Source organism: Wenzhouxiangella indolica (assembly GCF_042310355.1).
Taxonomy (GTDB): domain Bacteria; phylum Pseudomonadota; class Gammaproteobacteria; order Xanthomonadales; family Wenzhouxiangellaceae; genus Wenzhouxiangella.
In genome coordinates this window covers 16,000-39,970 of record NZ_JBHJMR010000006.1, presented here as the reverse complement: position 1 = coordinate 39,970, position 23,971 = coordinate 16,000, and the positions used below count along the sequence as shown (strand labels likewise).

The following is a 23,971-nucleotide window of genomic DNA, read 5'->3' as shown; positions in this document are numbered from 1 at the left end:
CACCGAAGACACTGAAGACACCGAAGAAAACTTAATTTGGGTCACTTTTCGGTGCATTCGGTGTCTTCGGTGGTTTAACTGGTTTTCTTTGCGTCTTTGCGTCTTTGCGTTTTAAAGATTTTCAAAGCCGGAGTACACTCAACCCCCTGATCCTGCCGGAGAATTGCCATGCGTATACTCACTACCGCCCTGTTGCTGGCACTCGCCCTGGGGGCGCGGGCCGAGTCGACCGTGTTCGAGAACTTGCGCCTGGTCGATGTGCGCAACGCCTCGGTCTCCGAGCCGATGCGCGTGGCCGTTCGCGACGGGTTCATCGTCGAGGTCGACGAGATCGATCCGGGCAGTGCCGACGAGGTGGTCGAGACGGCGGGCTTCCTGATTCCCGGCCTGGCCGAGATGCACGCGCACGTGCCGCCGATGCAAGCCGGCGAGCAGCGGGTGCACGACACGCTGATGCTGTGGCTGGCCCACGGCATCACGACCATCCGCGGCATGCTCGGCGAGCCCGGCCACCTCGAGCTGCGCCAGCAGCTGGCCGACGGCGAGGTCCCGGGGCCGCGCCTGGTCACCTCCGGGCCCTCGTTCAACGGCTCCTCGGTGTCCTCGCCGGAGGACGCCCGCCGCATGACCCTGGCCCAGCACGAGGCCGGCTACGACCTGCTCAAGCTGCACCCGGGCCTGTGGCCACAAGCCTTTGAGGCGATCGCCGAGACGGCCGACGCGCTCGGCATCGACTACTCGGGGCACGTTTCGGTGGCGGTCGGCCTCGATCGGGTGTTCGATTCGAAGCAGGGCACGATCGATCACCTCGACGGCTACGCGCAGCTGATGGTGCCCGAAGACCACGCCCTGCACGGCACCGATCCCGGCCTGTTCGGGGTCAAGCTGATCGACGGCATGGACGAGGCGCGGCTGGCCGACCTGGCGCAGCGCACCGCCCGGGCGGGCGTGGCCAATGTGCCGACCCAGAGCCTGGTCGAGAACTGGGCCACCGGCGATATCGACGCCCTCATGCAGCGCGACGCGATGCGCTGGATCGACGGCGACACGGCTGGCCAATGGCGAGAGCGGGCCGAGCAGCTACGCGAGAGTTACGGCGCCGAATCGGACGCCGAGCGCTACGTGGCCGTGCGTCGAGAACTGATCAACGAACTCCAGGCCGCCGGGGCGTTGATCCTCGCCGGCGCCGACTCGCCGCAGATCCTGAGCATCCCCGGCGACGCCATCCATCACGAGCTGGCGATCTACGTCGAATCCGGCCTGACGCCGGCCGAGGCATTGGCCACGGCAACGACCAACGTGGCCGAGTATCTCGACGAATCCAGCCGTGGCTGCCTGAAACCCGGCTGTGTGGCCGACCTGGTGCTGCTGGAGAACAACCCGTTGGACGACATCGACAACACGCGCTCGATCCTCGGCGTAATGCGCGCCGGGGAATGGTTCGACCGCGACCGACTCGACGCCGCGCTGGAAGCGATCGCTTCGCGGGCGGGTGATGGGTGAGAATCAAGACCTTTGAAACGCAAAGCAGCGAAGCGAAGAATGGCCAACAAACCTGATGGAACCACCGAAGACACCGAATGCACCGAAAATGGACTGACAAAAGGTTTTCCTTCGGTGTCTTCGGTGTCTTCGGTGGTTCCCGGGTTTTTCCTTGCGTGCTTTGCTGCTTTGCGTTTTCAGGACTTTCCTGCTCGATGACGACGACCATGCCGAACACCGACCGCAACCCGCTCAGCTACGTCGACCGTCTCGATGAGCGTTCCATCGACGATATCGAGCTGGTGGTGATCCACGCCACCGAATTGCCGGACCTGGACACGGCCCGGGAATACGGTGAGCAGATTCACTACCCCAATTCGCAGACCGGCAACAGCGGCCATTTCTACATCGACCGCGACGGTTCGGTGGCGCAATGGGTGCCGATCGAGCGCGTGGCGCACCATGTACGCGGCTACAACGGCAAGTCACTGGGGATCGAACTGGTCAACCGGGGGCGCTGGCCCGACTGGCTCCACAGCCGGCGACAGGGCTGGCCGGAAGACTACGCCCCCGCGCAGATCGAAGCCCTGGTCGAGCTACTGGAGCAATTACAAAAGACGCTGCCCAACCTGCAATACATCGCCGGCCACGACGAGCTGGACATGGGCGTGGTCAATGCCAGCGACAACCCCGCCATCAAGGTGCGGCGCAAGGTCGACCCCGGGCCGCTGTTTCCCTGGGGCGCGATCGAGGCGAGCGTCAATCTGCAGCGCTCTGGAACGAAAATTGATTGACCGAGAAGATAACCGGGGAACCACCGAAATCACCGAAAAGCACCGAACAAAGCACGACTGAGAAACAGGCGTTCTATCGATCCATGAGTCGCGAGAGAACTCATGCATCACTCCATTTCTTGCTTCGGTGTATTCGGTGTCTTCGGTGGTTTCCGCTTTTTCCGTATCGGTTAGCCGCTATTCCGAAAGTCAGCTCCCACTGCGATCCTTCAGTGCCGCGGTGACGATTTCTTCGATGTCGGGTGAGAGTCCTTTCTTGGCCGCCAGGCGCTGCAGTTGCTCTTTCATCATCGCCGAGCGCTTGTTGTCGTAGGCGCGCCAGCGGTTGAAGGCGGTCGCCAGGCGGGCGCCGACCTGGGGGTTGAGGTCATCGAGTTCGTTCAGCACCTCGCCGATCAGGCGGTAGCCGTCGCCGTCGGCGCGGTGGAAGGCGACCGGGTTGCTCATGGCGAAAGCACCGATCAGGGAGCGGATCTTGTTGGGGTTGTTCATCCGGAACGCCGGGTGCGCCATCAGGTCGCGCACGTCGTCGACCGCGCGCTCGTCCGGGCGCGTGGCCTGGACGGCGAACCACTTGTCCATCACCAGCGGATCCTCGGAGAAACGTTCCTCGAAGTGGGCCAGGGCCTTGTCGGCACCGCCGAGGTCCTGGTGGATCAGGGTGCGGAAGGCGGCGATCCGGTCGGTCATGTTGTCGGCCTGCGCGTAGTGCGCGGAGGCGAGCTCGTTGGCCGACTCCGAACCGGCGGCGGCCAGCAGGCCAAGCGCCAGGTTGCGCAGTCGCCGGCGCGCGGCGTCCGGACCCTCCGACGACCAGTCGCCGCTCGGCGCCAGCGCGTCGAAGCGTTCGCGCAGTTTCTTCTCGAGGCGCCGTCCGAGCAGCCTGAGCAAGGTATCGCGGGCGGCGTGGATGGCTTCGACATCGACCGGGTCGCGATCCTGCGCCAGCTCGCCCTCCGAGGGCAGGCTGAGCAGCTCGGCGGCCAGTGCCGGGTCCTTGTCGGAGTCGTCGAGCACGGCCTCCCAGGCCTCGACCAGCAGCTCGGCGTCGTGTTCTTCCCGGGCGGCGATGAGGTCGTCGAGCACGCGAGCGCTCAATCTCCGCATGGCGCGCCAGCGGCTGAAGGGGTCGGGGTCGAAGCCGGCCAGGCGGGCCAGGTCGCGGCTCGACCAGTCGTAGTCGAGCTTCACGGGTGCCGAGAAATCACGCAGCAACGACGGCAGGGCGTCGGCCGGCAGGTCGCGGAAGCGGTATTCCGCCGATTCCTCGGTGAGCACCAGCAGCCGGGTTGCCGGCCCCGGCTCGCTTTCGCCGGCCAGGGTGACCGGCAGGGACTGGTTGCCGTCGTCGAGAAAACCGACCCGGACCGGGATCATCAGGGGGCCGACGTCGCGGTTGTCGGAATGCTCGGGCAGGCGCTGCTTGAGCGTGAGCACCAGCTCGTCGCTTGCTTCATCGAAGCGGGTTTCGGCCTCGACGGTGGGCGTGCCGACCTGGCGGTACCAGCTTTCGAACTGGGCCAGGTCGGTGTCGTTGGCGTCGGCCATGGCAAGTCGGAAATCGTCGCAGGTAACCGCCTGGCCGTCGTGGCGTTCGAAGTACAGATCCATGCCGCGGCGGAAGCCGTCTCGGCCGAGCAGGGTCTCGTACATGCGCACGACCTGCGCGCCCTTCTCGTAGACGGTGGCGGTATAGAAGTTGTTGATCTCGACGTAGCGCTCGGGCCGGATCGGGTGCGCCATCGGGCCGGCGTCTTCGGGGTACTGGCGCGCCATCAGGTCGGAGGCGTCCTGGATGCGCTTGACGCCCCTGGAGCGCTGGTCGGCGGTGAATTCCTGGTCGCGGTAGACGGTCAGGCCTTCCTTGAGGGTGAGCTGGAACCAGTCGCGGCAGGTGACGCGGTTACCGGTCCAGTTGTGGAAGTACTCGTGGGCGATGACGGCCTCGATCGCCTCGAAGTCGGCATCGGTGGCGGTTTCGCGGTCGGCCAGCACGTAGCGGGCGTTGAAGACGTTGAGGCTCTTGTTCTCCATCGCCCCCATGTTGAAGTCGTGGGTGGCGACGACGTGGAAGACGTCCAGGTCGTACTCGAGGCCGAAGCGCTCCTCGTCCCAGGCCATGGACTTCTTGAGACTCTCCATGGCGTGGTCGAGGCGGTCGATGTTCTCCGGCTCGGAGTAGAACTTCAGCGCCACCTCGCGTCCGGAGCGGGTGGTGAAGGTATCGGCCAGCTCGGCCAGGTCGCCGGCGACGACGGCAAACAGGTAGCTGGGCTTGGGGTACGGGTCGTCCCAGACGGCGAAATGCCGGCCGTCGTCGAGCTCGCCCGTTTCCACGCAGTTGCCGTTCGACAACAGCACCGGGAAGCGCTCACGGTCGCCGCTCAGGCGCACGCGGTAGGTGGCCATGACGTCGGGCCGGTCCGGGAACCAGGTGATCTTGCGAAAGCCCTCGGCCTCGCACTGGGTGAGCAGCATCGCGCCCGACTTGTAGAGCCCTTCGAGCGCGGTGTTGCGGTCGGGGTGGACGACGACCTCGATGGTCACCTCGGCGCGCTCGGGCACGCCCTCGACGATGAGGGTCTCGTCGTCGGCGCGCTCGTCGAACTTCGCCGGCTCGCCGTCGATTTCGACGCGCCGGGTGTCGAGGCCGGCGCCGGACAGGGTCAGGGGCTCGGCATCCACGTCCGGGTTGCGCCGCACGCTCATGCGGCTGACCACGCGCGTGGCGGTGGCATCGAGCTCGAAGTCCAGCTCGACCCGGTCGACCCACCAGGACGGCGGCCGGTATTCCTGGCGCAGGACGGGGGTGCGGGGCTGATCACCACGTGCGGACATGAAGAACTCCTCGGGGATACTTGCAACGTATTATAGAGAGATGCCAATCGATTCCATGCTGACGCCCGACGACGTGGCGCGGGCCCGGGAACGGATCCGTTCGATGATCCGAACCACCCCGGTGATGACATCCGATGTGCTTGATGAGATGACGGGTGCGCGCCTGTTTTTCAAGTGCGAGCACCTGCAGACCACCGGCTCGTTCAAGCTCCGCGGCGCCAGCCACGCGGTCGCGCTGCTTTCCGACGACTGCCCGGGCGTGGCCACGCACTCGTCGGGCAATCACGGCGCGGCCCTGGCGCGAGCAGCCACCCTGCGCGGTTTTCGCGCCGAAATCGTCGTGCCCGAGGGGGCCGTGGCCAGCAAGGTCGACAACATCCGCCGCCACGGCGGCCGGGTGCAGTTCTGCGAGCCGACCCAGGCCGGCCGCGAGGCCGCCCTGGCCCGGCTGGTCGAGCGGGGTTTCGAGCCGGTGCCGCCCTACGACGACGACCGGATCATCGCCGGCCAGGGCAGCGCGGCGCTGGAGCTGGTGGAGCAAGTGGCGGAGCTCGATGCGATCGTCGTGCCCGTCGGCGGCGGCGGTCTGGTCTCCGGCACGGCGCTGGCGGCCCGCTCGGTGAGCCGGCCACCGCGGGTGTTCGGGGTCGAACCCGCCGGCGCCGACGATACGGCCCGCTCGCTGGCGCTGGGCCGCCGGGTCGAGGATCATCATCCCGAAACCATCGCCGACGGCCTGCGCGCCCTGGTGGGCGAACGCAACCTGGCGCTGATCGCCCGCCACGTCGAGGCGGTCGATACCGTCTCCGAGGCCCGGATACGCGAGGCGGTCGAGCAGATCTGGAGCCACCTCAAGCAGACCGCCGAACCCTCCGGTGCCGTCGCGCTGGCGGGGGTTCTGGCCCAACCGGAGCGCTTCGCCGGCCAGCGCGTGGGCGTGATGATCAGCGGCGGCAACCTGGATGTCGCCGCCTGTCTGGCCGGACTGCCCTGATTCACGAGAGTCGACGCAAGAGCATCGGCACGCTGGTATGCTGAGCGGCCGCAAACGCGACAGATGGGGAGTTTTTGCTGTGGAGTTGTGGCTACTGCGACACGCGCGCGCCCGGGCGGTCGCGTCCGGGCAGAAGGATCACGATCGCGACCTGACCGAGTCGGGACGCGAGGCCGCCCGCAAGCTGGGCGAATGGATCCAGACCTCCGGCCTGACGGTGCCGACAACCGTCTGCGTCTCACCCTCGGTGCGCACGCGCGACACCGCCCGGCTGGCGCTCGACGGGCTCGAGGCGCCGGAGCCCACGGTGGAACCCGCGCTGTGGGAGGCGCTCGAAGAAGACCTCATCGGCGTGCTGCAGAAGTACCAGCAGGCCGATTCCCTGCTGGTGGTGGGACACAACCCCGGCTTCGAGTGGCTGGTGCAGTGGCTGACCAACCAGCGCCCGCGGCTCGGGATTCAGCCCGGCACGCTGGCCATCATCGACGCCGACATGCCGCCGGCGCCGGGCTGCGGCCGGATTCACAAGCTGATTCAGCCCAGCGATCTGGCGTAGATTGCCGCCAGCCGCTCCAGGCCGCGCTGATCGTTCTCGTCGAAGCGCCCCCGGCGCGGACTGTCGATATCCAGCACGCCGATGACCTGGCCGTCGATGATCAGCGGCACGACCACTTCCGAACGCGACTCCGGATCGCAGGCGATATGCCCGTCGAAGGCGTGGACGTCCTCGACGCGCTGGGTGGCGCGCGTGGCGGCCGCGGTGCCGCACACGCCCTGCCCCATCGCGATGCGCACGCAGGCGGGCTTGCCCTGGAAGGGGCCGACGATCAACTCGTCGCCTTCCAGAAAGTAGAAGCCGGCCCAGTTGATCTCGGGCAGGGCGTCGAAGATCAGGGCACTGAGGTTGGCGGCATTGGCGATGCGGTGCTTTTGCCCCGACAGCAGCCCCTCGGCCTGCTGGGCGAGTTCATCGTAGTTGACGGGTTCGGTCATTCGCTTTTCCTGAAAATGAGTAGTCGGTTGTTGGCCGGCATGGCGATCTCGGCTTCCGCCACCCAGCCCGCGTCAGCGGCCAGGCGACGGACTTCCAGGACATCCCGGATGCCCATGGCCGGATCGCGATGCCGCAGTTGCTGGTCAAAGTGTCGGTTGCTTTCCGCGTCGAAGCGCTCGCCGTCGCGGAAGGGCCCGTAGATCACCAGCACCCCGCCGTCGACGACGCGCTCGGCCGCGGCCTGCAGGAGCGCGGGCGTATGATCCCACGGCATGATGTGCAGGGTGTTGGCGGTAAAGACCGCGTCCCGTTCGCCGTCGGGCCAGTCGCCGGGGGTCATCACGTCCAGCGAGACGGGTTCGGGCAGCGACGGCGCTTCCTCGGCCAGCCTGGCACGCAGGGCATCCAGGTTTTCCGGCATTTCCGAGGCCTGCCAGTCCGCCCCGGGCAGCAGCGCGTGAAACCAGGCGGCATGCTGGCCCGTGCCCGAGCCGATCTCGAGCACGCGGGCATCCGGCGCCAGCCAGCGGCAAAGCACCTGCCCGATGGGTATCCGGTTGCGCTCGGCCGCCGGTGAATGGGCGCTTGCCGGGCCGCTCACGACGACGCGCTCGCAAGCAGGCGACGGCGCATGGCGGCCACGCGCTGGTCCAGTTCCGGCCGCCCCGGATGCCGCCCCCGGTTGACGACGAGGCGGCCCGCGACGCGGACCTGGTCGATCATGCCGGCGGTGTGCGCGAAAACGAAGCTGTCGAGCTGTTCGTCCGCCGGCAGGCCGGCCAGCAGCGGATGGTCGTCGTCGAGAACGACCAGGTCGGCGCGCCGGCCCGCGCGAATCTCACCGGCCGGCTGTTGCAGCGCCTGCGCGCCGGTTCGCGCCAGGTGCTGCCACAAGGCGGTGGCAACGTGCGCGCCGGCGTCGGCCAGCACGTTGCGCTGGTTGAGGCGGAGCCGCTGCCCCCATTCAAGCAGGCGCAGTTCCTCGGCCGCCGAGGTCACCAGGTTGCTGTCGGAGCCGACGGCCACCCGGCCGCCGCCGTCGAGATACTCGCGCAGCGGGAACAGGCCATCGCCCAGGTCCGCCTCGGTGCTCGGGCAGATCCCCACCGCGATCGAGCGCCCGGCCAGCGCCTTCACCTCGGCCTCGCTAGCGTGCGTGGCGTGGATCAGGCACCAGCGCGCGTCGGGTTCGACCTGCTCGAGCAGCCATTCGATCGGCCGGCAGCCGTGATGTTCGAGACAGTCGCTCACCTCGGCCGGCTGCTCCGAGATATGCAGGTGGACCGGGCCTTCGGCGATGCCGTCGAGCAGATCGGGCAGGTCGCGGGCGTCCACCGCCCGCAGGGAATGCGGCGCCACGCCGACGCGTTGCATGGCCGGGTCGAGCCCGCCCTGCAGTTCGTCGACGAGGGCGACGATCCGCTCGAGCGACATGCCGAAAGCCTGCTGACGCTCGCCCAGGGGCCGGCGCCCGAATCCGCCGTAGCGATACCACACCGGCAGCAGGGTCAGCCCCGTGCCGGCCCGCTCGGCCGCGGCCAGCACCTGCCGTGCGGTCACGTCGGGCGCCTGGCCGTCCAGTCCGTGCGGGTAGTGGAACTCCCCGGTGCTGGTGTAGCCGCCTTCGAGCAATTCCATGAAGGCGCGGGCGGCCAGTAATTCGAAGTCCTCCCCCGAGAGCATGGCGACGGCCTCGTACATCCGGTCGCGCCAGCTCCAGAAGCTGTCGCCGCGGCCGGCGCTGCGGCCCGTCAGCCCGGCGATGAGCCGCTGGTGAATATGCGAATGGACGTTGACCATGCCCGGCAGCACGGTGCCCGGCAGGCGCTCTGCGCCTTCGCTGCAGCCCGACCGGACCGATTCGATCAAGCCCTTCGAGTCGATCCCCAGCGTGACGTCCTCGCGCCAGCCGTCGGCCAGGAGCACGCGGGAACAATGAAGTCGCTGCGTCATGACGGGCGCCATTGCGAGAGCCTGCCGGTCAGTTCGTCCAGCAGGTTCATCAGGGGACGGGCGGCCTGCGGGTCGAATTCCCGGGGCCGCGACTCGTCCATGTAGGCGGACTGGGCGATCTCGATCTGCAGGGCGTGGACACCCTCGGCGGGGCGACCGTAGTGGCGCGTGATGAAGCCGCCCTTGAAACGGCCGTTGACGACGGTCGAAAAGCCCTCGGCGCCGGCGAGCATCTCGGCCACCGACTCCTGCAACTCGGTGGCGCAGCTGCGTTCTTCGAAGGTGCCCAGGTTGAGATCGGGCAGGCGCCCCTCGAACAGCCGGGGTACGACGCTGCGGATGGAGTGCACGTCGAACAGCACCGCGAAACCGTGGCGGCTGCGCAGGGCTTCGAGCGCTTGCGCAAGCTCGTCGTGGTAGGGCCGCCAATAACGCTCGATGCGCCCGGCGATTTCGCCATCGCTCGGTTCGTCGTCGCGGTAGACGGGTGAGCCGTCGAAGTTTTCCGTGGGCACCAGGCCGGTGGTGGCACCGGCATAGAGGGGCTTGTCGTCGCTGCCGCGGTTGAGGTCGATCACGTAGCGGGAGTAACGCGCCCGCATGAGCGAGGCGCCCTGCCCGACCGCGCCTTCGACCAGTCGGTTGACGTGCCAGTCGGTGTCGGGCAATTCACGGGCGCTTTCGGTCAGGCGCGAGCCGATCTCCGGTGGCAACTCGGTGCCGGCGTGCGGCACGTTGACGAGCAGGGGCGTGGTGCCGGACTGGAAGTCGTAAAGCATGCCGACATTGTACTGCCTGCAAAATAGAAAGGGCCCGGCAGTGCCGGGCCCCAAAGGCGATCAGGTCTGAGACGAACTCAGCTTGCTCGCGGCATGCCTACGGGCAGGACGGCGAAAGGTTGGCGTTCGTCGCGTTGATGCCGATGGCCACGAAGGTGCCCACCGGGGATCCACTCGGCGTCGTGAACGTGCACTGCCCGATCCGCGGGAAGCCTTCGGCGTCCTCTGCAGCACACTCGGTCATACCCACCGAGACACGCGCCGTGGTTTGACCGTCGGCATCGGTGACACCCGGGGCGGCCTCGATCTCGAGGGTACCGTCACCGCCATCGCATTCACCCGTCAGGCCGACACCGGAAATCGGCTCGCCCTGTGCGTTGAGCAGGGTCAGGGTCAGGACGCGGGAGACGATGCTCGGCGACGGATCGCGATACTGCGAAGGCTCGACCAGCAGCATCGCGGATCCCGGCGGCACGACCGTCACTTCGGCCGTGGCCGAGCCGGCGCTGAAGCGGATGATCGACTCATCGCCGTCCGGAACCATGCCGCTGGTCGTGACCTGCGTTACGGTGCAGCCGTTACCCGCCGAACCGGTGGGCTCGGCCGTCGTCGTCGACATGGGCTCACCGTCGAGGCTGCCATTGGCCGGACCCTCGACGATATCACCCCGGATGAACACGTCATTGATCGGGGCGCCCAGGGCGTCGGTGAAGCAGACCTCTACGGCCGTGGTCGAATTACCCTGGATGGACGACGGAATCGCCGAGAGCTGCCCCGGCGCGATACCCGGGAACACCATGGCGCCGACATCGGCCACCGTCTTGGTCAGGTCCTCTTCGACCCGGTTGCCCTGGCCCCAGAGAACCAGCGGGCGACCCAGGGCGCTGATGGGATAGGTCAAGGTGACCGATCCGCGACCGTCGCTCGACAGGTTGACCTGCGAATCGACGACGCCGAACTGCGAGCGACCGATGACCCAGGGAATCACGAAACCGTCGTCGACGATCGGGCCGGCGCCGTTGTTCGGGTTGAAATCGTTGGTGACGGTGACTGTCGAGCTGTCAACGATGCTGGCAACCGTGCGGGCGGCCTCGTGTTCGCGGTTACCGGGAACGGTCTTGCCGAACAGGGCGACGGTGTCACCGGGTTCAACGGCCTCGTCCACGGTTGGTGGGTTGGCACCGAACCCGGCCGACGAGGAGACGCTGAAGATATCACCGCCCTCTTCCGGGTTGCCGTCGGTGCCGGAGAAGACGAACTCTCTCGGCAGGGTCTGCGTGAGCGGCGCGTCGATCTTGCCAAAGTCGATCGGCGTGCCCGGAAGCACCGGGTTGCCGGCCTGGTCGGTACCCTGCGCGGTGATCGTCAGCGAGTAGGTACCGTCGGAACTCGGCGGAATCACCACACCCGTCTCCGGATCGATTTCCGGTTCCTCGTCGGTCTGGATGAAGCCCACCGTGTTGTTGGCCACGATGGCGCTGATGGAGGGACTGACGATTTCGAGACCGAACAGGCGACCGTCGCCGACATCCACCGTGGTCTCGGCGGTGATCGGGTCGAGCAGGTCGTTGTCGACGTTGTTGTCGCCACGGTCGGCCGTGGCGGTGATGCGATGCGGCCCGGTCTCGCTGCCGGCGTTGAGCGAGAAGTTGGCCACGCCGTTGACCGTCTGCACGCTGATCTCGCTGCCGTTGACCGATCCATCCGCGCCGGTGCCCGTCAGGCGAGCGCCGCTGCCCTCGGGCGCATCCAGCGACAGGATGACGTTGTTGTACTCGGCGCCGCCACCTTCGGGGTTGGGCACCGCATTGTCGCCGGAGTCGCCGACGAACAGCGACATGGTCTTGGACGTCGAGCCGCCGGAACCCTGGACGTAGATCGGGTCGGTCGGCACCGAGAAATCGAGGTTGGCCGGAAGGAAGTCGGCCGCGCCTTCGGCGATTTCGATGACGAATTCTTCCGAGAAGGTGTCGCCGGAGTCGGCATCCTGCGCCGACACGCTGACGGTGAGCGCGCCGGGCTGGTCGAAGCTGTGCACGAAGACCGTGGCCACGCCGGCGGTCATGGTGACCGGGCCGCTGCCCATCAGCTGCAAAAACTCGTTGACGTCGTCGGTTTCAGGATCATCGAGCGTCGAAAAAGCACCGCGGGTAACCGGCGAAACAGCCACGGCAATCTCTCCGTCGGAAACGCTGCCCGCGCTGCCGTCGGGGTTGCGATAGCGAACCGTCAATTCGTTGATGAAGGGCGAGCCCATGAAGATCTCGACGTTCTCGTTGTTGGCCGGCATGGTGTTCGAACCGCTGACTTCCAGGCGCGCCTCGCCGTCATCGCCCTCGATGACGTCGATATCGCGCGAGGCGGATACCGTGCCCGAGCCGCTGGGGTTGCTGCCGGAGGCCGTCAGCGTCACCGTGCCCGTGTTGGAACGGGCCGTGAACACGAAATTGGCCTGACCACCGCTGGTGGTCGTCGTGGCCGAAGCGCCCGAGGACGCACCCGACTCGTCGGCGGCGACCACGCCCCGATTGGTGTTGCTGGAATTGAGCGTGACCTGGGTGCCGTCGGACACCGAAGACCCGTCGGCCGCGCGGAAGCGGACGGTCACTTGCATGGAGCTGTTGGTCGTCACCTCGGCGGACTCGACCGTGATGCTCATGCTCGCCGAGCCACCGTTGTCGAAGCTGCCGGAGGAACTGCCGCCACAAGCGGCCAGAAGTGCCGTGGCTGCCAGAATGATGCCGTATCTGATTATCTTCATGAATCGAAATCCCGAGTGTTTTGATGTGATGTTCATGGCTGGCTTGCTCCCTCGCCTGGTCAGTCGGCCGCGACGCGCTCGTCCAGGATGGACGGTGTAATGAAGATCAGCAGTTCGCGCTTCTGCTCTTCGGTGCCGCGCTGGCGGAACAGGCCGCCGAGAACGGGCACGTCACCCAGTACGGGGACCTTCTGCTCCTGGTAAGTCCGCTCTTCCTGGAAGATGCCGCCGAGCACGACGGTCTGGCCATTGTCGACAAGGATACGCGTGGACAGCTCGCGGGTGTCGATCGACGGGATGAAACCGCCCCGACCGTTGGGGAAGAGTTCGCCCACCGTGTCCTGCTTGACCTGCAGCTGCATCTGGATGCGGTTGTCGGGTGTGATCAGCGGCGTGGCGCGCAGCTCGAGGATCGCTTCCTTGAACTCGACGTTGATGGCGCCGGAAGTATTGCCGCCCTGCACCGACTCGAACGGCACCTCGACACCCTGCAGCACGTAGGCCTCGGCCTGGTTGGAGGTGATCACGCGCGGCGTGGAGATGATTTCGCCGTTGCCCTCGCTTTCCAGGGCGCTGAGCTCCAGGTCCAGCAGCACGTCGGCGGCCAGTACGCTGAACCCGAGGCTGCCGGCGGGACTGGATACCGGAAGGTTGACGTTGAGGCGATCGCTCAGGCCAGGCACACCGACGGGCGTGCTCGACCCGGAGCCCGAACGGCGATTGGCCAGACCGTCGCGGATCATCTCGTCGGTACCCTCGTTGTTGGACGCCATGGTGTAGAGATTGCCGCGGGAATCCTGACGGGCACCGGTGACGCCGAAGCGCACGCCGAGCTGGTGGTTGAAGTCGCTGCGCGCGATGACGATGCGCGATTCGATCAGCACCTGGCGAACCGGGCGATCGAGGTCGGCAACCAGTTCGCGCACCGCGTCGATGCGATCGGTCGTGTCGTTGATCAGCAGCGTATTGGTGCGCTGATCGATGGTGACCGAACCACGCGACGAAAGCAGGCCGTTGGAGCCACCGCCGTCGTCGTCGCCGGAACCCTCGGAAGCCGACTGGACCAGGGAAGCCATTTCATTGGCGTCGGCGTAGCTCAGGGGAATGATGGCGGTTCGCAGCGGCTCGAGCGTCTGGCGCTCGGCGCGCGCCTGCAGGATGGACTGCTCGCGTGCGGCGATTTCCTGCGTCGGGGCAATCCAGATGACGTTGCCGGATTGACGCATGTCGAGATTCTTGGTCTCGAGAACGATATCCAGGGCCTGGTCCCAGGGAACGTTGGTCAGGCGCAGCGTCAGGTTGCCGCCGACCGAATCGGAGACGACGATATTCAGGTCGGAGACGTCGGCGATGAGCGCCAGCACGGAACGGACCGGAATATCCTGGAAGTTCAGGGTAATGCGATTGCCGTCGTAGTCGCGGTCTTCGAAGAAGGTCAGCTCACGATCCTGCGGCGCTTCCTGTTCGGGCTCGCCGACTTCGATCACCACCTGGCCATCCGACTGGTAAGCCAGATGCTCGTAGGCGCCGGCCACCTCGAGGTTGAGGCGGACATTGTCGCCGCGCTGTTCGGGCGTAATCATCTGCACGGGCGTGGCGAAGTCGCTCACATCCAGGCGCTGGTGCTGGTCGTCGGACAGCCGGGTGTCGAACAACTCGACCCGCAGGCCACCCGTGCGTTCATTGACCGACAGGTTCACGCCGGAGCGGTCGACATCGACAAGCACACGGCTTTCACCGTCGGGACCACGTCGGAAATCGATGCCCGTGACTTCGAAGCGACGGCCGCCGCTGCCGGACGATGCGCTGGTCTCGGCCACCGAGGTTTCGGACGTGCCGCCACCGCCGGTTTCGACCACCAGGACGACCTGGTTGCCGGAGACCTGAACCTCGTAGGGCGCGCTGCGCGCCATGTCGACGACCAGGCGCGTGCGGCCACCGGCGCTCAACGCCGTGTAGCTGCGCGCCGGTCCGGCGCTCACCGGCACACTGGACGTATCCACACGGGAGTCCGTATCGGGCATTTCCAGCACGATTCGAGGCGGTTCCTCGGTGGTGAACACGGATGGATTGCCCGGCTCCCCATCGAGGTTGAGAATAAATCGTACCTCTCCGGATCCGCTCTCGACCTGGATATCGGTCAACTCCGTGGCCTGGGCCATGGAAACCATCCAGAACAGCCCGATCAGAAGCGCAATCGCTTTGCTACTGCTGTTCATTGTCCATCTCCCGTTAATCGCCCATGAAGACTTGATCATGATGTTCAATTCCTTGCCGGTATACATTAGTCTTCAGCCATGGTCACGCGTACCCGGCGTTCCGACCAGCCGCCACGACCATCCTGCACAAGTTCACGCACTTCGACCTGGGTGGACTGAACGCTCAGCACCAGGCCATGGTTCTGCCCCATGTAGTTGCCTTCGCGCACCCGATGGACCACTTGTTCGTTGTCCTGGATCAGCGCGTACTCTTCTCCGTCGATGGTGAGCGTACCGACCATCTCCAGGGTGTCCAGCGGGAAACCCTCCAGATACTCCTTGCGACGATCGGGATCGGGACGGAGCCCTCCCCCTTCGCTGGCAACTTCATCGTCTTCGTCCTCGCTTTCCCGGCGCGCCCGGTGGAACGGATCCCGCAGGTCCATGGCCTCGTAGGCGACGACTTCGGGCGTCTCGATGGGCGGGATCGGATCGATCGGGTCCGGTTCGCGCTCGAGGACGTCGGCCGTCCAATCGCGCAAATCCTGGGTCCCCTTCTGGCAACCGACCAGCAGCAGGGCAAGCAACAGGATCGACAGGCTTCGCATCATCAGGCTCATTGTGCTCCTCCCGTCGACACGGCGCCGCCCTCGGACTCGTCAAGGTAGCGGTAGGTCGTCACGACGCCCTCCAGTCGCAGTCGGCCGTCCGAGCCCTCGATCGGCTCCAGCGAGATGTCCCGCATGGTCAGGATCACGACGCGTGAAAGCGAAGCAACCGAACTGACGAAGTTGCCGAACTGGTGGTAAGTCCCCACCATTCGAACATTGATCGGTTGCTCGGCATAGAAATCGCGCTTGACCTCCGATCGCGGCTCGAACAGTTCGTTGTCGATCCCGGCGCCCAGCGCGGTCTGCGAAATGTCGATCAGCAGGGCGGGCATTTCGGTTTTCGACGGCAGTTGCCGCAGCATGACCTCGAGCATTTCTTCCATCTCGGCAAGCTGCTGCTCGTAGGCGGGGAGATTCGCCGCCTTCTGCTGCTTGGTCTCGAACTCCTGCTTGAGCTGGCTTTCGACCTGCTCGCGCTGCTCGAGCGTCTCGCGCTTGTCCTTGATGATGTAGAAGTAGCCACCGACGATGATGACGACCGCCAGGAAGCCCAGCAGGATTGCCTTGACGCCGGTCGAGGCCGAGCCCAGGTTGTTGAAGTCCAGATCTCTCAGTTCGGATAGATCCATGGATCAGGCCTCCTCTTCCTGCGCTTCGGCCGCTTCCTGCTCGACCGCATTGGGTGACGCCACGCGAGCGCGCAGCTCAAAGGTGAAGCGTTCGCCGCCGCCTTCACCGTCACCATCCATGACCTCGATGATTCGAAGATCCGGTTCGTGCAGCCAGTCGGCCGACTCGATGTTGCGCATGTAGTCGGATACGCGCGTTTCGGACTGCGTCGTTCCCTCGATGGTCAACTCCTCGCCCGCCTGCCGGACCGAGGTCAGGCGAATGCCCTCCGGCACGGTCTGAGCCAGCGAATTGAACAGGTGAACCATCATGGAGCGGTTCTCCTGCAGACGCTCGATCACGTTCTTGCGCGCCAGCAGGTTGTCGCGGGTGCGCTCGAGCTCCTCGATACTGGCAATATCGCGATCGAGTTTTCGGATCTCGTTCTCGAGATAGTTGTTGCGCGCATCCTGGCCGTCGATCTGGCGTTCCACCAGGTGCGAGCCGAGGAAGACGAGCAGCACGGCCACGAGCGCCGTCCCTCCGAGCGCGATCATGAAGTTTCGCTGGCGTTCCTGGCGGAGATTCTCGCGCCAGGGCAGCAGGTTGATTCTCGCCATCAGTCGAACCCCCGCAAGGCTAGCCCGCAGGCTGTGGTCAGTGCCGGTCGAACGCGCTCGAGCCGACCGGCATCGATGGACGGCGCCAGCCGCATGCCCTCGATCGGATCGGCCACTTCACAGGAAATGCCCACCTCGTCGCCGACCGCTTCGGCCAGCCCCGGCGTGGAGGCCGCGCCACCGGTCAGGAACAGGGTGTTGATGCCCGAGTAGTCGCTCGAGGACGAGTAGAACTGCAGTGCCCGGCTGATCTGCTGAATGACGTTTTGCCTGAACGGCTCGAGAATCTCGTCCTCGAAGCCGGCCGGGGGCGTCTCGCCCCGCTGCAGGAAGGCGGCCTGGTCGGCGTCCATGCCGTAGCGGCGCATGCAGTCGTCGATCAATTGCTGGCCGCCGAAGGCATGTTCGCGGCTGTAGATCGTGCGATCGCCGCGCAGGGCGATCAGCGTCGATGCGGTCGCTCCCATGTTCAGCACACCGATCGTCTCGCCCTCGTCGATTCCCGCGTGCTTGCGCACCAGGTCGAAGGCGTTGGCGACGGCGTAGGATTCGACATCGACGATCCGCAGCCCCAGGCCGGCGAGTTCGGCCACTTCGCGGCAAAGGTCGACGTGCTCGGTCTTGGAGGCCGCAAGCAGGATCTCGACCAGCTCGGCATTCCGGGGCGCCGGCCCGAGCACTTCGAAGTCCAGACTGACCTCCTCGCGCGGGTAGGGAATGTATTGCCCGGCCTCGACCTCGATCTGGGCCTCGATGTCGTCTTCGGACAGATCGGCGGGCAGGTTGATCACCTTGGTGATGACGGCCGAGCCGCTCACCGCCATGGCGCATTCCTTGGCCTTGCCGCCCGATCGCTTGACGGCGCGCTTGACCGCTTCGGCCACGCGATCGGTATCCGTGATGTTGCCTTCGCTGATCGCGCCTTCCGGCACCTGCTCGACGGCAAACGCCTCGACGCGATAGCCCGAGCCGCTGCTGCCGAGCTGTAGCACCTTGATGCTGCTGGTGCCGATATCGACGCCCAGCAACGGAGGCGGTGCTGCGCCCAACAGCTTTCTGAGAAAGTTACTCATGTTGTTGTCTATTGCCCTCTGGTCGGCATGGCCGTGTGACTGGTTCTTCTTTCTTGACCTGCCCGACATGCCCCCTGCAACGCCGGTCTGGACAAGTATAAGTCTGTGCTACCCTCAGATCCAAGGTCGTCCGGACCTCGATTCGTGGGCACTTTTGCCCCGGAATCGCATCCAAGACGTGCGTCATTCCGACTTGTCTGTGCCTACATTTACCATAACTGATGGTTCGAATAAAGCCTTTAATAGTTTTTTCTATCCGCCTGTTTTTCCTGCTGTTCATTCTCGCAGCAATTGGCGTGCTCGTCATCTGGCTGACCATCGTGCCGTCACTGCCCTCGGTGGAGTCGCTGCGGGACGTGCAGTTGCGGGTGCCGCTGCGGATCTATTCGGCCGATGACAAGCTCATGGCGGAGATCGGCGAACAGCGCCGTCGGCCGGTCACGCTCGATGAAATCCCCGAACGTCTCAAGCTCGCCTTTCTGTCGGCCGAGGACGATCGCTTCTACCAGCATCCGGGCGTGGACTGGCGCGGAACGCTGCGGGCGGTCTGGCTGTATTCGCTGAGCATGGGCCAGGGGCGCGTTCCGGGCGGCAGCACGATTACGCAACAGGTCACCCGGCGGTTCTTCCTTTCGACCGACTACTCGGTCACGCGCAAGCTGCGCGAGATGCTCCTGGCGTTCAAGGTCGAAAAAGAGCTGAGCAAGGACGAGATCCTGGAACTCTACCTCAACAAGGAATTCCTGGGTCACCGCGCCTACGGCGTGGCCGCCGCCGCCCAGGTTTACTACGGCAAGACGCTGGATGAACTCAGCCTGGCGGAAATGGCCATGATCGCCGGCTTACCCAAGGCGCCCTCGCGCGACAACCCCCTCTCCGGTCCGGCCCGCGCCATGTCCCGGCGCGACTGGATCCTCGACCGCATGCTCGAGCTCGGTCACATCAACGAGGCCGAGCACCGCGAGGCCCTGGCCCAGCCCAACAGCGCCAGCTACCACGGTCCGGTAGTCGAGCTCGATTCGCCCTGGGTCGCGGAAATGGCGCGACAGGATGTCGTCGACCGGGTGGGTTCGGACGTGGCCTACAACAACGGCCTGATCGCCCACACCACCGTTCGCTCGCAACTGCAGGAAGCGGCCAATCGCGTCGTGCGCGACGGCCTGCTGGCCTACGACCGACGCCACGGCTGGCGCGGCCCGGAAGATCGCGTCCCGCCGGAAACGCTCGACGAGCCCCGGGCACTGGCCGAACGACTCGAGGCCATCCGGCCCATCGCCGGCCTGCAGGCGGCCGTGGTGATGTCGTCCGACGAAGAAGCCGCCATGCTGCAGCTCGCCGATGGCAGCTCGATCGAACTGTCGCTCGAAGCGCTGTCCTGGGCGCGTCCCTTTCTCAGCGCCGACGCCGTCGGTGCCCAGCCCGAGGCGGCCAGCGACGTGCTCGCCGCCGGCGACATCGTGCGGGTACGTAACAGCGAGTCGGGCTGGCAACTGGCCCAGATCCCCCAGGCCGAGGCAGCCCTGGTGAGCATGGACGCCGAGACCGGGGAGATCTTCGCCCTGGTCGGCGGCCTCGATTTCGCCTACAGCCAGTTCAACCGGGCCACGCAGAGCCGGCGCCAGCCCGGCTCGGCCTTCAAGCCCTTCATCTACTCGGCCGCCCTCGACAACGGCTATACGCCGGCATCGCGAATCAACGACGCGCCGGTCGTCATCGATGATCCGTCGATGGAGCGCGAGTGGAAGCCGACCAATTTCAGCCACCGTTTCTTCGGGCCGACCCGCTTGCGCGAGGCCATGGTCAACTCACGCAACCTGGTGAGCGTGCGCCTGCTGATCGATATCGGCATCTCGGAGGGTCGTGACTACGTCACGCGATTCGGATTCGAACGCGATCAACTGCCCAACGGCCCGTCCATGGCCCTGGGCTCGGCTTCGATCACGCCGCTCAGCCTGACCGGTGCCTACGCCAGCTTTGCCAACGGCGGCTTCCGCACCGAGCCGGAGTACCTCTACAGCATTCGCGACACCGACGGCAAGACGATTTACGAAAGCGAATGGGCCCTGCCCTGCCGGGACTGCGACGAAATACCGCCACCCAATCCGCCGGCCGTCGTGACGCCCGCTCCCGAACAGAGCGATCAACCGACCCTGCGCCGCCTGCAACTGGCCGACGACGAAACCTCGGGGCACCCCGATGCCGACAGCGAAGCCGAGACGGCATTCGTCGGCCCGCCGCGCCCCGAGCGCGCCCGGCAGGCGCTCAGCCCGCAGACCGCCTGGCTGATCGACTCGATGATGAGCGACGTCATACGGCGCGGCACCGGCCGGCGGGCGCTGGCGCTCGAGCGCGACGACCTGGCCGGCAAGACCGGCACGACCAACGACCAGCGCGACACCTGGTTCGCCGGCTACGGCGGCGGTGTGGTCACGGTCGTGTGGGTGGGCATGGACGACAACCAGTCGCTGGGTCGCCAGGAGCAGGGCGGGCGCACGGCCCTGCCGCTGTGGGTCGATTACATGGAAACGGCGCTCGAGGGCCGGCCCGAAACCGAACCGCGGGTACCGGTGGGCATCTCGCGCGCGCTGATCAACCCGGAAACCGGCCTGCGGGCGCGGCCGGGCACGCCCGACGCCATCCAGGAATGGTTCCACAGCGACAACCTGCCGCCGATGGAAAGCAGCGACGACGGCGGCGAGCAGAACGATCCCTACGAGATCTACTGATTCATGCGAAACAGCCGCATCCGCCAGGAGATCGCCGCCGAAGCCGCGCGCATCATGGCCACGGAAGGCCAGAAGAGCTTCCTGACGGCCAAGGAGAAGGCGGCACGCCGCGTCGGCGCCACCTCGCGCACCAGCCTGCCGTCCAACAGCGAGGTCGAGCAGGCCCTGCGCGAATGGCAGAGCCTCTACGGCGGGCCCGAGCACTCGCGCACGCTGCTCGAGTTGCGAGAGGCGGCCGCCTCGGTCATGCGTTTCCTCGAGGAGTTCCGGCCGCGCCTGGTCGGGCCGGTGCTGGAAGGCACCGCCGACGAGCACTCGCGCATCAGCCTGCATGTGTTCGCCGACGACCCCGACGCCGTGGTGCACTTCCTGATCGAGCGCCACCTGCCCTTCACCCAGGAAACGCGGCGTATCCGCTGGCACGACGGCAGCGCCCGGGATCTCGAGATCATCGTCCTCGAGGGCGGCGGGCAGGCCATCGAACTGATCCAGATGATCGGCCCCGAGGCGCGCCAGGCGCCGCCCAGCCCGGTCGACGGCAAGGCCCAGCGCCGGGCGGCGCTGGCGGAAGTCGAATCCATGATCGCGGCCGATTCAGCGGCGGTTCACTCCGATGAAGTAAGCTGGTAAACGTGAAGAAATCCGACTCGCTCACGGCAAACATCCCCAGGCTCGCGCTACTCGCGATCGCGGGCCTGCTGCTGGCCGGCTGCTCGAGTTACTACGGCACGCGTGACGACGGGGTCTATTACCAGACACCCAGCTACCGCGCCAGCGCCGTGCGGGTCGACCCGACGCTGTATCCGTTCTGGTCGCTGGACTACTTCTATTACAGCCACTACTACCACCCCTACTCGGTCGTCGTACACCGCTACGATCCCTGGTACTACCCCTACCCCGGCTGGTACTACGGCTACCGACCCGGTCCGCGCCACATCGGTCATCATGGTCATTTCCGCTACCCCTGGTACCGCCTCGGCGATCGCTACGGCAGCGGCTACCGTAGCTGGCATTACGCCGGCTATTGGGGCTTCGACCCCTATTCACGGGAGCGATTCACCAGCGGCGACCGGGTACGCCAGATCGATGCAAGGCTGCGCGAACTCGAAACCCGGCGATCGGTCGCCATCCGCGATCAGCGCCCCGACCGCCGCCTGACGCCGCGCTCATCGCCCATGTTGCCGGCCACCCGGCGCGGGGCGGCGATCCGGCGCGACGAACTGCGCCGGCCGGCGCCCGTGCACCCGGGCACGCGCGCGGCCGAAAGCAGCGAAACCGGCAGCCGCCAGGCGCTGATCGAACGGCTGCGCGCCACGCCCCGGCGGAGCGACTTGCCCGATCGCAGCGAGCGCTCCCGTGAGCGCCGGCCCACCGCACCGCCGGCCGGCCGTGACCTGCGCTCGCGCGAGCGGAGCGCCGAACCGACTGCGCCCGCTCGCCAGCGCCCAGTCGAGACCTCGCCGCCCAGGAGCAGTCCGCCACGCGGGCGCGAGCGGCCGCCGAGACGGTCACCGACCCGGACAAGCCCGCCGAAAAACCGCTCCCGCTCCGATCAGCGCCAGCGCGACTGATTTACCCGGGCTTTCGCCAGCACCGATGCGGGCGCTAAAATGAGCGCCTTTTCACGCACTTGGCCTTACTAATGTCATTAGTAACTATGCGCTATCCCGACTCTTTCGAGGTCATCGTCATCGGCGGTGGCCACGCCGGCACCGAGGCCGCGCTTGCAGCGGCCCGGACGGGCGCGCGCACCCTGCTGGTCACGCATTCGATCGAAACCATCGGCCAGATGAGCTGCAACCCGGCCATCGGCGGCATCGGCAAGGGGCACCTGGTGCGCGAAATCGACGCCCTCGGCGGCATCATGGCCCGGGCGGCCGACGACGCCGGCATCCAGTGGCGCCGGCTCAACGCGCGCAAGGGCCCGGCCGTGCGCGCAACGCGCTGCCAGGCCGACCGAACGCTGTACCGCAACGCGATTCGACGGGCGGTAGAAGCCCAGCACAACCTCACGCTGTTCCAGCAGCCGGTCGACGACCTGGTCGTCGAAGGCGACCGGATCAGCGGCGTGCGCACCGCCATGGGCCTGGTTTTCAGTGCCCCCGCCGTGGTGCTGACGACCGGCACCTTCCTGGGCGGGCGCATTCACATCGGCGACAGCCACCTGGCCGGCGGCCGGGCTGGCGACGCCCCGGCCAACGCGCTGGCCGCGCGCCTGCGCGAGCTGCCCTTCTCCGTCGGCCGCCTGAAGACCGGCACGCCGCCGCGCCTGGACGGGCGCAGCATCGACTTCAGTCGCCTCGAGGAACAACTCGGCGACGACCCCCGACCGGTGTTCTCCTTCCTGGGCGATCGCGACCACCACCCCGAGCAGGTCTCTTGCTACGTCACGCGCACCCACGAAGCCACGCATGAACTCATCCGCGCGAACCTGGACCGCTCGCCGATGTACGCCGGTCACATCGAGGGGACCGGGCCGCGCTACTGCCCCTCGATCGAGGACAAGGTGGTGCGCTTTGCCGAGCGGGATTCGCACCAGGTCTTCCTCGAACCCGAGGGTCTGGGGCTGAACGAGTGGTACCCCAACGGCATTTCCACCAGCCTGCCCTTCGACGTGCAGATCGAGATGGTGCGCTCGATCCCCGGCCTGGAGCACGCGCACATCACGCGCCCGGGCTACGCCATCGAGTACGACTTCTTCGATCCACGCGAACTGCGCGCCAGCCTCGAGACCCGGCACCTCGGCGGGCTGTTCTACGCCGGCCAGATCAACGGCACGACCGGCTACGAGGAAGCCGCCGCGCAGGGCCTGATCGCGGGACTGAATGCCGCCCGCCAGGCGCGCGGACAAGCGCCCTGGACACCCGGACGCGACCAGGCCTACATCGGCGTACTGATCGACGACCTGATCACCCAGGGCGCGCCGGAACCGTATCGCATGTTCACCAGCCGGGCGGAGTACCGGCTACACCTGCGCGAGGACAATGCGGACCTGCGGCTGACCGAGGCCGGCCGGGAGCTCGGCCTGGTGGACGACGCACGCTGGAAACACCATGTCGAGCGCCGCAAGACCATAGAAGCCGAGCGCTCACGCCTGGCCGCCCTGCGCATTCCGGCGCAGTCGGAACTGGCCGCGCGCGCGGCCGAGACGCTCGCCATCGACATCCGCAAGGACACCAGCGCCGAGGAACTGCTGCGGCGCCCGGAAGTCGACTACGCGCCGCTCATGCAGGTGCCCGGCATCGGTCCCGGCGTGTCGCGCGAGGACGTGGCCGAGCAGGTCGCCATCCAGATTCGCTACGCCGGCTACCTCGATCGCCAGCGCGCCGAGATCAAGCGCCAGCGACAGGCGGCCTCGCAGACCATTCCCGAGGACTTCGACTTCGAGACGGTCCGGGGCCTGTCGTCTGAATTGCTGGAGAAGCTGGAGAAGACGCGTCCGGACACCATCGACCAGGCCAGCCGCATTCCGGGCATGACGCCAGCGGCCATTTCCCAGCTGCTGGTCTACTTAAAGCGCCACCGCTCGGCGGCTTGAA

Annotated in this window: 19 protein-coding genes; 8 read left to right on the top strand and 11 right to left on the bottom strand. The window is 66.5% G+C overall.

Going from position 1 to position 23,971, the window contains the following annotated elements:
• Positions 1–168: 168 nt before the first annotated feature.
• Together ACDC67_RS08570 and ACDC67_RS08565 are read left to right on the top strand one after the other, a co-directional pair.
• The gene (locus tag ACDC67_RS08570) at positions 169–1,503 is read left to right on the top strand and encodes an amidohydrolase family protein (protein ID WP_376692305.1); all 1,335 of its coding nucleotides are present in this window, start codon (positions 169–171) and stop codon (positions 1,501–1,503) included.
• Positions 1,504–1,697: 194 nt separating this feature from the next.
• A complete protein-coding gene (locus ACDC67_RS08565) occupies positions 1,698–2,276 on the top strand; it encodes an N-acetylmuramoyl-L-alanine amidase (protein ID WP_376692303.1) in 579 nt (192 codons plus the stop codon).
• Between the two features lie 189 nt (positions 2,277–2,465).
• Here the strand turns inward: ACDC67_RS08565 and pepN are convergent, their stop codons facing one another.
• The gene (gene pepN, locus ACDC67_RS08560) at positions 2,466–5,114 is read right to left on the bottom strand and encodes an aminopeptidase N (RefSeq protein WP_376692302.1); all 2,649 of its coding nucleotides are present in this window, start codon (positions 5,112–5,114) and stop codon (positions 2,466–2,468) included.
• 40 nt (positions 5,115–5,154) lie between these two features.
• Here pepN and ACDC67_RS08555 point away from each other — a divergent pair, with 40 nt between their 5' ends.
• Positions 5,155–6,108: a threonine ammonia-lyase gene (locus ACDC67_RS08555; protein ID WP_376692300.1), complete on the top strand. Its 954-nt coding sequence runs from the start codon at positions 5,155–5,157 to the stop codon at positions 6,106–6,108.
• A 79-nt stretch (positions 6,109–6,187) separates the two neighbouring features.
• Complete coding sequence (locus ACDC67_RS08550) at positions 6,188–6,664, top strand: SixA phosphatase family protein (RefSeq protein ID WP_376692298.1); 477 nt, start codon at positions 6,188–6,190, stop codon at positions 6,662–6,664.
• Here the strand turns inward: ACDC67_RS08550 and ACDC67_RS08545 are convergent.
• From ACDC67_RS08545 to pilM, 10 genes are all read right to left on the bottom strand, one after another.
• Complete coding sequence (locus tag ACDC67_RS08545; protein ID WP_376692297.1) at positions 6,643–7,101, bottom strand: GAF domain-containing protein; 459 nt, start codon at positions 7,099–7,101, stop codon at positions 6,643–6,645. The genes ACDC67_RS08550 and ACDC67_RS08545 overlap by 22 nt on opposite strands.
• The gene (locus ACDC67_RS08540) at positions 7,098–7,703 is read right to left on the bottom strand and encodes a DUF938 domain-containing protein (RefSeq protein WP_376692295.1); all 606 of its coding nucleotides are present in this window, start codon (positions 7,701–7,703) and stop codon (positions 7,098–7,100) included. Before ACDC67_RS08540 ends, ACDC67_RS08545 begins: the two co-directional genes overlap by 4 nt.
• A complete protein-coding gene (gene hutF, locus ACDC67_RS08535; RefSeq protein WP_376692293.1) occupies positions 7,700–9,055 on the bottom strand; it encodes a formimidoylglutamate deiminase in 1,356 nt (451 codons plus the stop codon). The genes ACDC67_RS08540 and hutF overlap by 4 nt, the downstream gene beginning before the upstream one ends.
• Complete coding sequence (gene hutG / locus ACDC67_RS08530) at positions 9,052–9,834, bottom strand: N-formylglutamate deformylase (protein WP_376692291.1); 783 nt, start codon at positions 9,832–9,834, stop codon at positions 9,052–9,054. Before hutG ends, hutF begins: the two co-directional genes overlap by 4 nt.
• 97 nt (positions 9,835–9,931) lie before the next feature.
• Positions 9,932–12,595 (bottom strand): hypothetical protein, encoded by a 2,664-nt coding sequence (locus ACDC67_RS08525; protein ID WP_376692290.1) that lies wholly within the window; start codon positions 12,593–12,595, stop codon positions 9,932–9,934.
• Positions 12,596–12,654: 59 nt separating this feature from the next.
• Positions 12,655–14,814: a type IV pilus secretin PilQ gene (pilQ, locus tag ACDC67_RS08520; protein ID WP_376692288.1), complete on the bottom strand. Its 2,160-nt coding sequence runs from the start codon at positions 14,812–14,814 to the stop codon at positions 12,655–12,657.
• 65 nt (positions 14,815–14,879) lie between these two features.
• Positions 14,880–15,413, bottom strand: coding sequence for a pilus assembly protein PilP (locus ACDC67_RS08515; RefSeq protein ID WP_376692286.1), 534 nt, complete (start codon positions 15,411–15,413; stop codon positions 14,880–14,882).
• On the bottom strand, positions 15,410–16,033 hold the full coding sequence (locus tag ACDC67_RS08510; protein WP_376692284.1) for a type IV pilus inner membrane component PilO: 624 nt from the start codon (positions 16,031–16,033) through the stop codon (positions 15,410–15,412). Before ACDC67_RS08510 ends, ACDC67_RS08515 begins: the two co-directional genes overlap by 4 nt.
• Before the next feature lie 3 nt (positions 16,034–16,036).
• Complete coding sequence (locus ACDC67_RS08505; protein WP_376692283.1) at positions 16,037–16,633, bottom strand: PilN domain-containing protein; 597 nt, start codon at positions 16,631–16,633, stop codon at positions 16,037–16,039.
• Positions 16,633–17,706, bottom strand: coding sequence for a type IV pilus assembly protein PilM (gene pilM / locus ACDC67_RS08500; RefSeq protein ID WP_376692282.1), 1,074 nt, complete (start codon positions 17,704–17,706; stop codon positions 16,633–16,635). Before pilM ends, ACDC67_RS08505 begins: the two co-directional genes overlap by 1 nt.
• A gap of 221 nt (positions 17,707–17,927) precedes the next feature.
• Here pilM and ACDC67_RS08495 point away from each other — a divergent pair, with 221 nt between their 5' ends.
• The 4 genes from ACDC67_RS08495 (at position 17,928) to mnmG (ending at position 23,970) form a co-directional block, all read left to right on the top strand.
• The gene (locus tag ACDC67_RS08495) at positions 17,928–20,432 is read left to right on the top strand and encodes a penicillin-binding protein 1A (RefSeq protein WP_376692280.1); all 2,505 of its coding nucleotides are present in this window, start codon (positions 17,928–17,930) and stop codon (positions 20,430–20,432) included.
• A 3-nt stretch (positions 20,433–20,435) separates the two neighbouring features.
• Positions 20,436–21,062 carry a hypothetical protein gene (locus tag ACDC67_RS08490; protein WP_376692278.1) on the top strand — a complete coding sequence of 209 codons (627 nt, stop codon included), beginning with the start codon at positions 20,436–20,438 and terminating at the stop codon, positions 21,060–21,062.
• A 2-nt stretch (positions 21,063–21,064) separates the two neighbouring features.
• Entirely contained in the window at positions 21,065–22,003 is a 939-nt protein-coding gene (locus ACDC67_RS08485) for a hypothetical protein (protein WP_376692276.1), read from the top strand.
• Positions 22,004–22,089: 86 nt separating this feature from the next.
• Positions 22,090–23,970: a tRNA uridine-5-carboxymethylaminomethyl(34) synthesis enzyme MnmG gene (mnmG, locus tag ACDC67_RS08480; protein WP_376692517.1), complete on the top strand. Its 1,881-nt coding sequence runs from the start codon at positions 22,090–22,092 to the stop codon at positions 23,968–23,970.
• Position 23,971 lies beyond the last annotated feature (1 nt).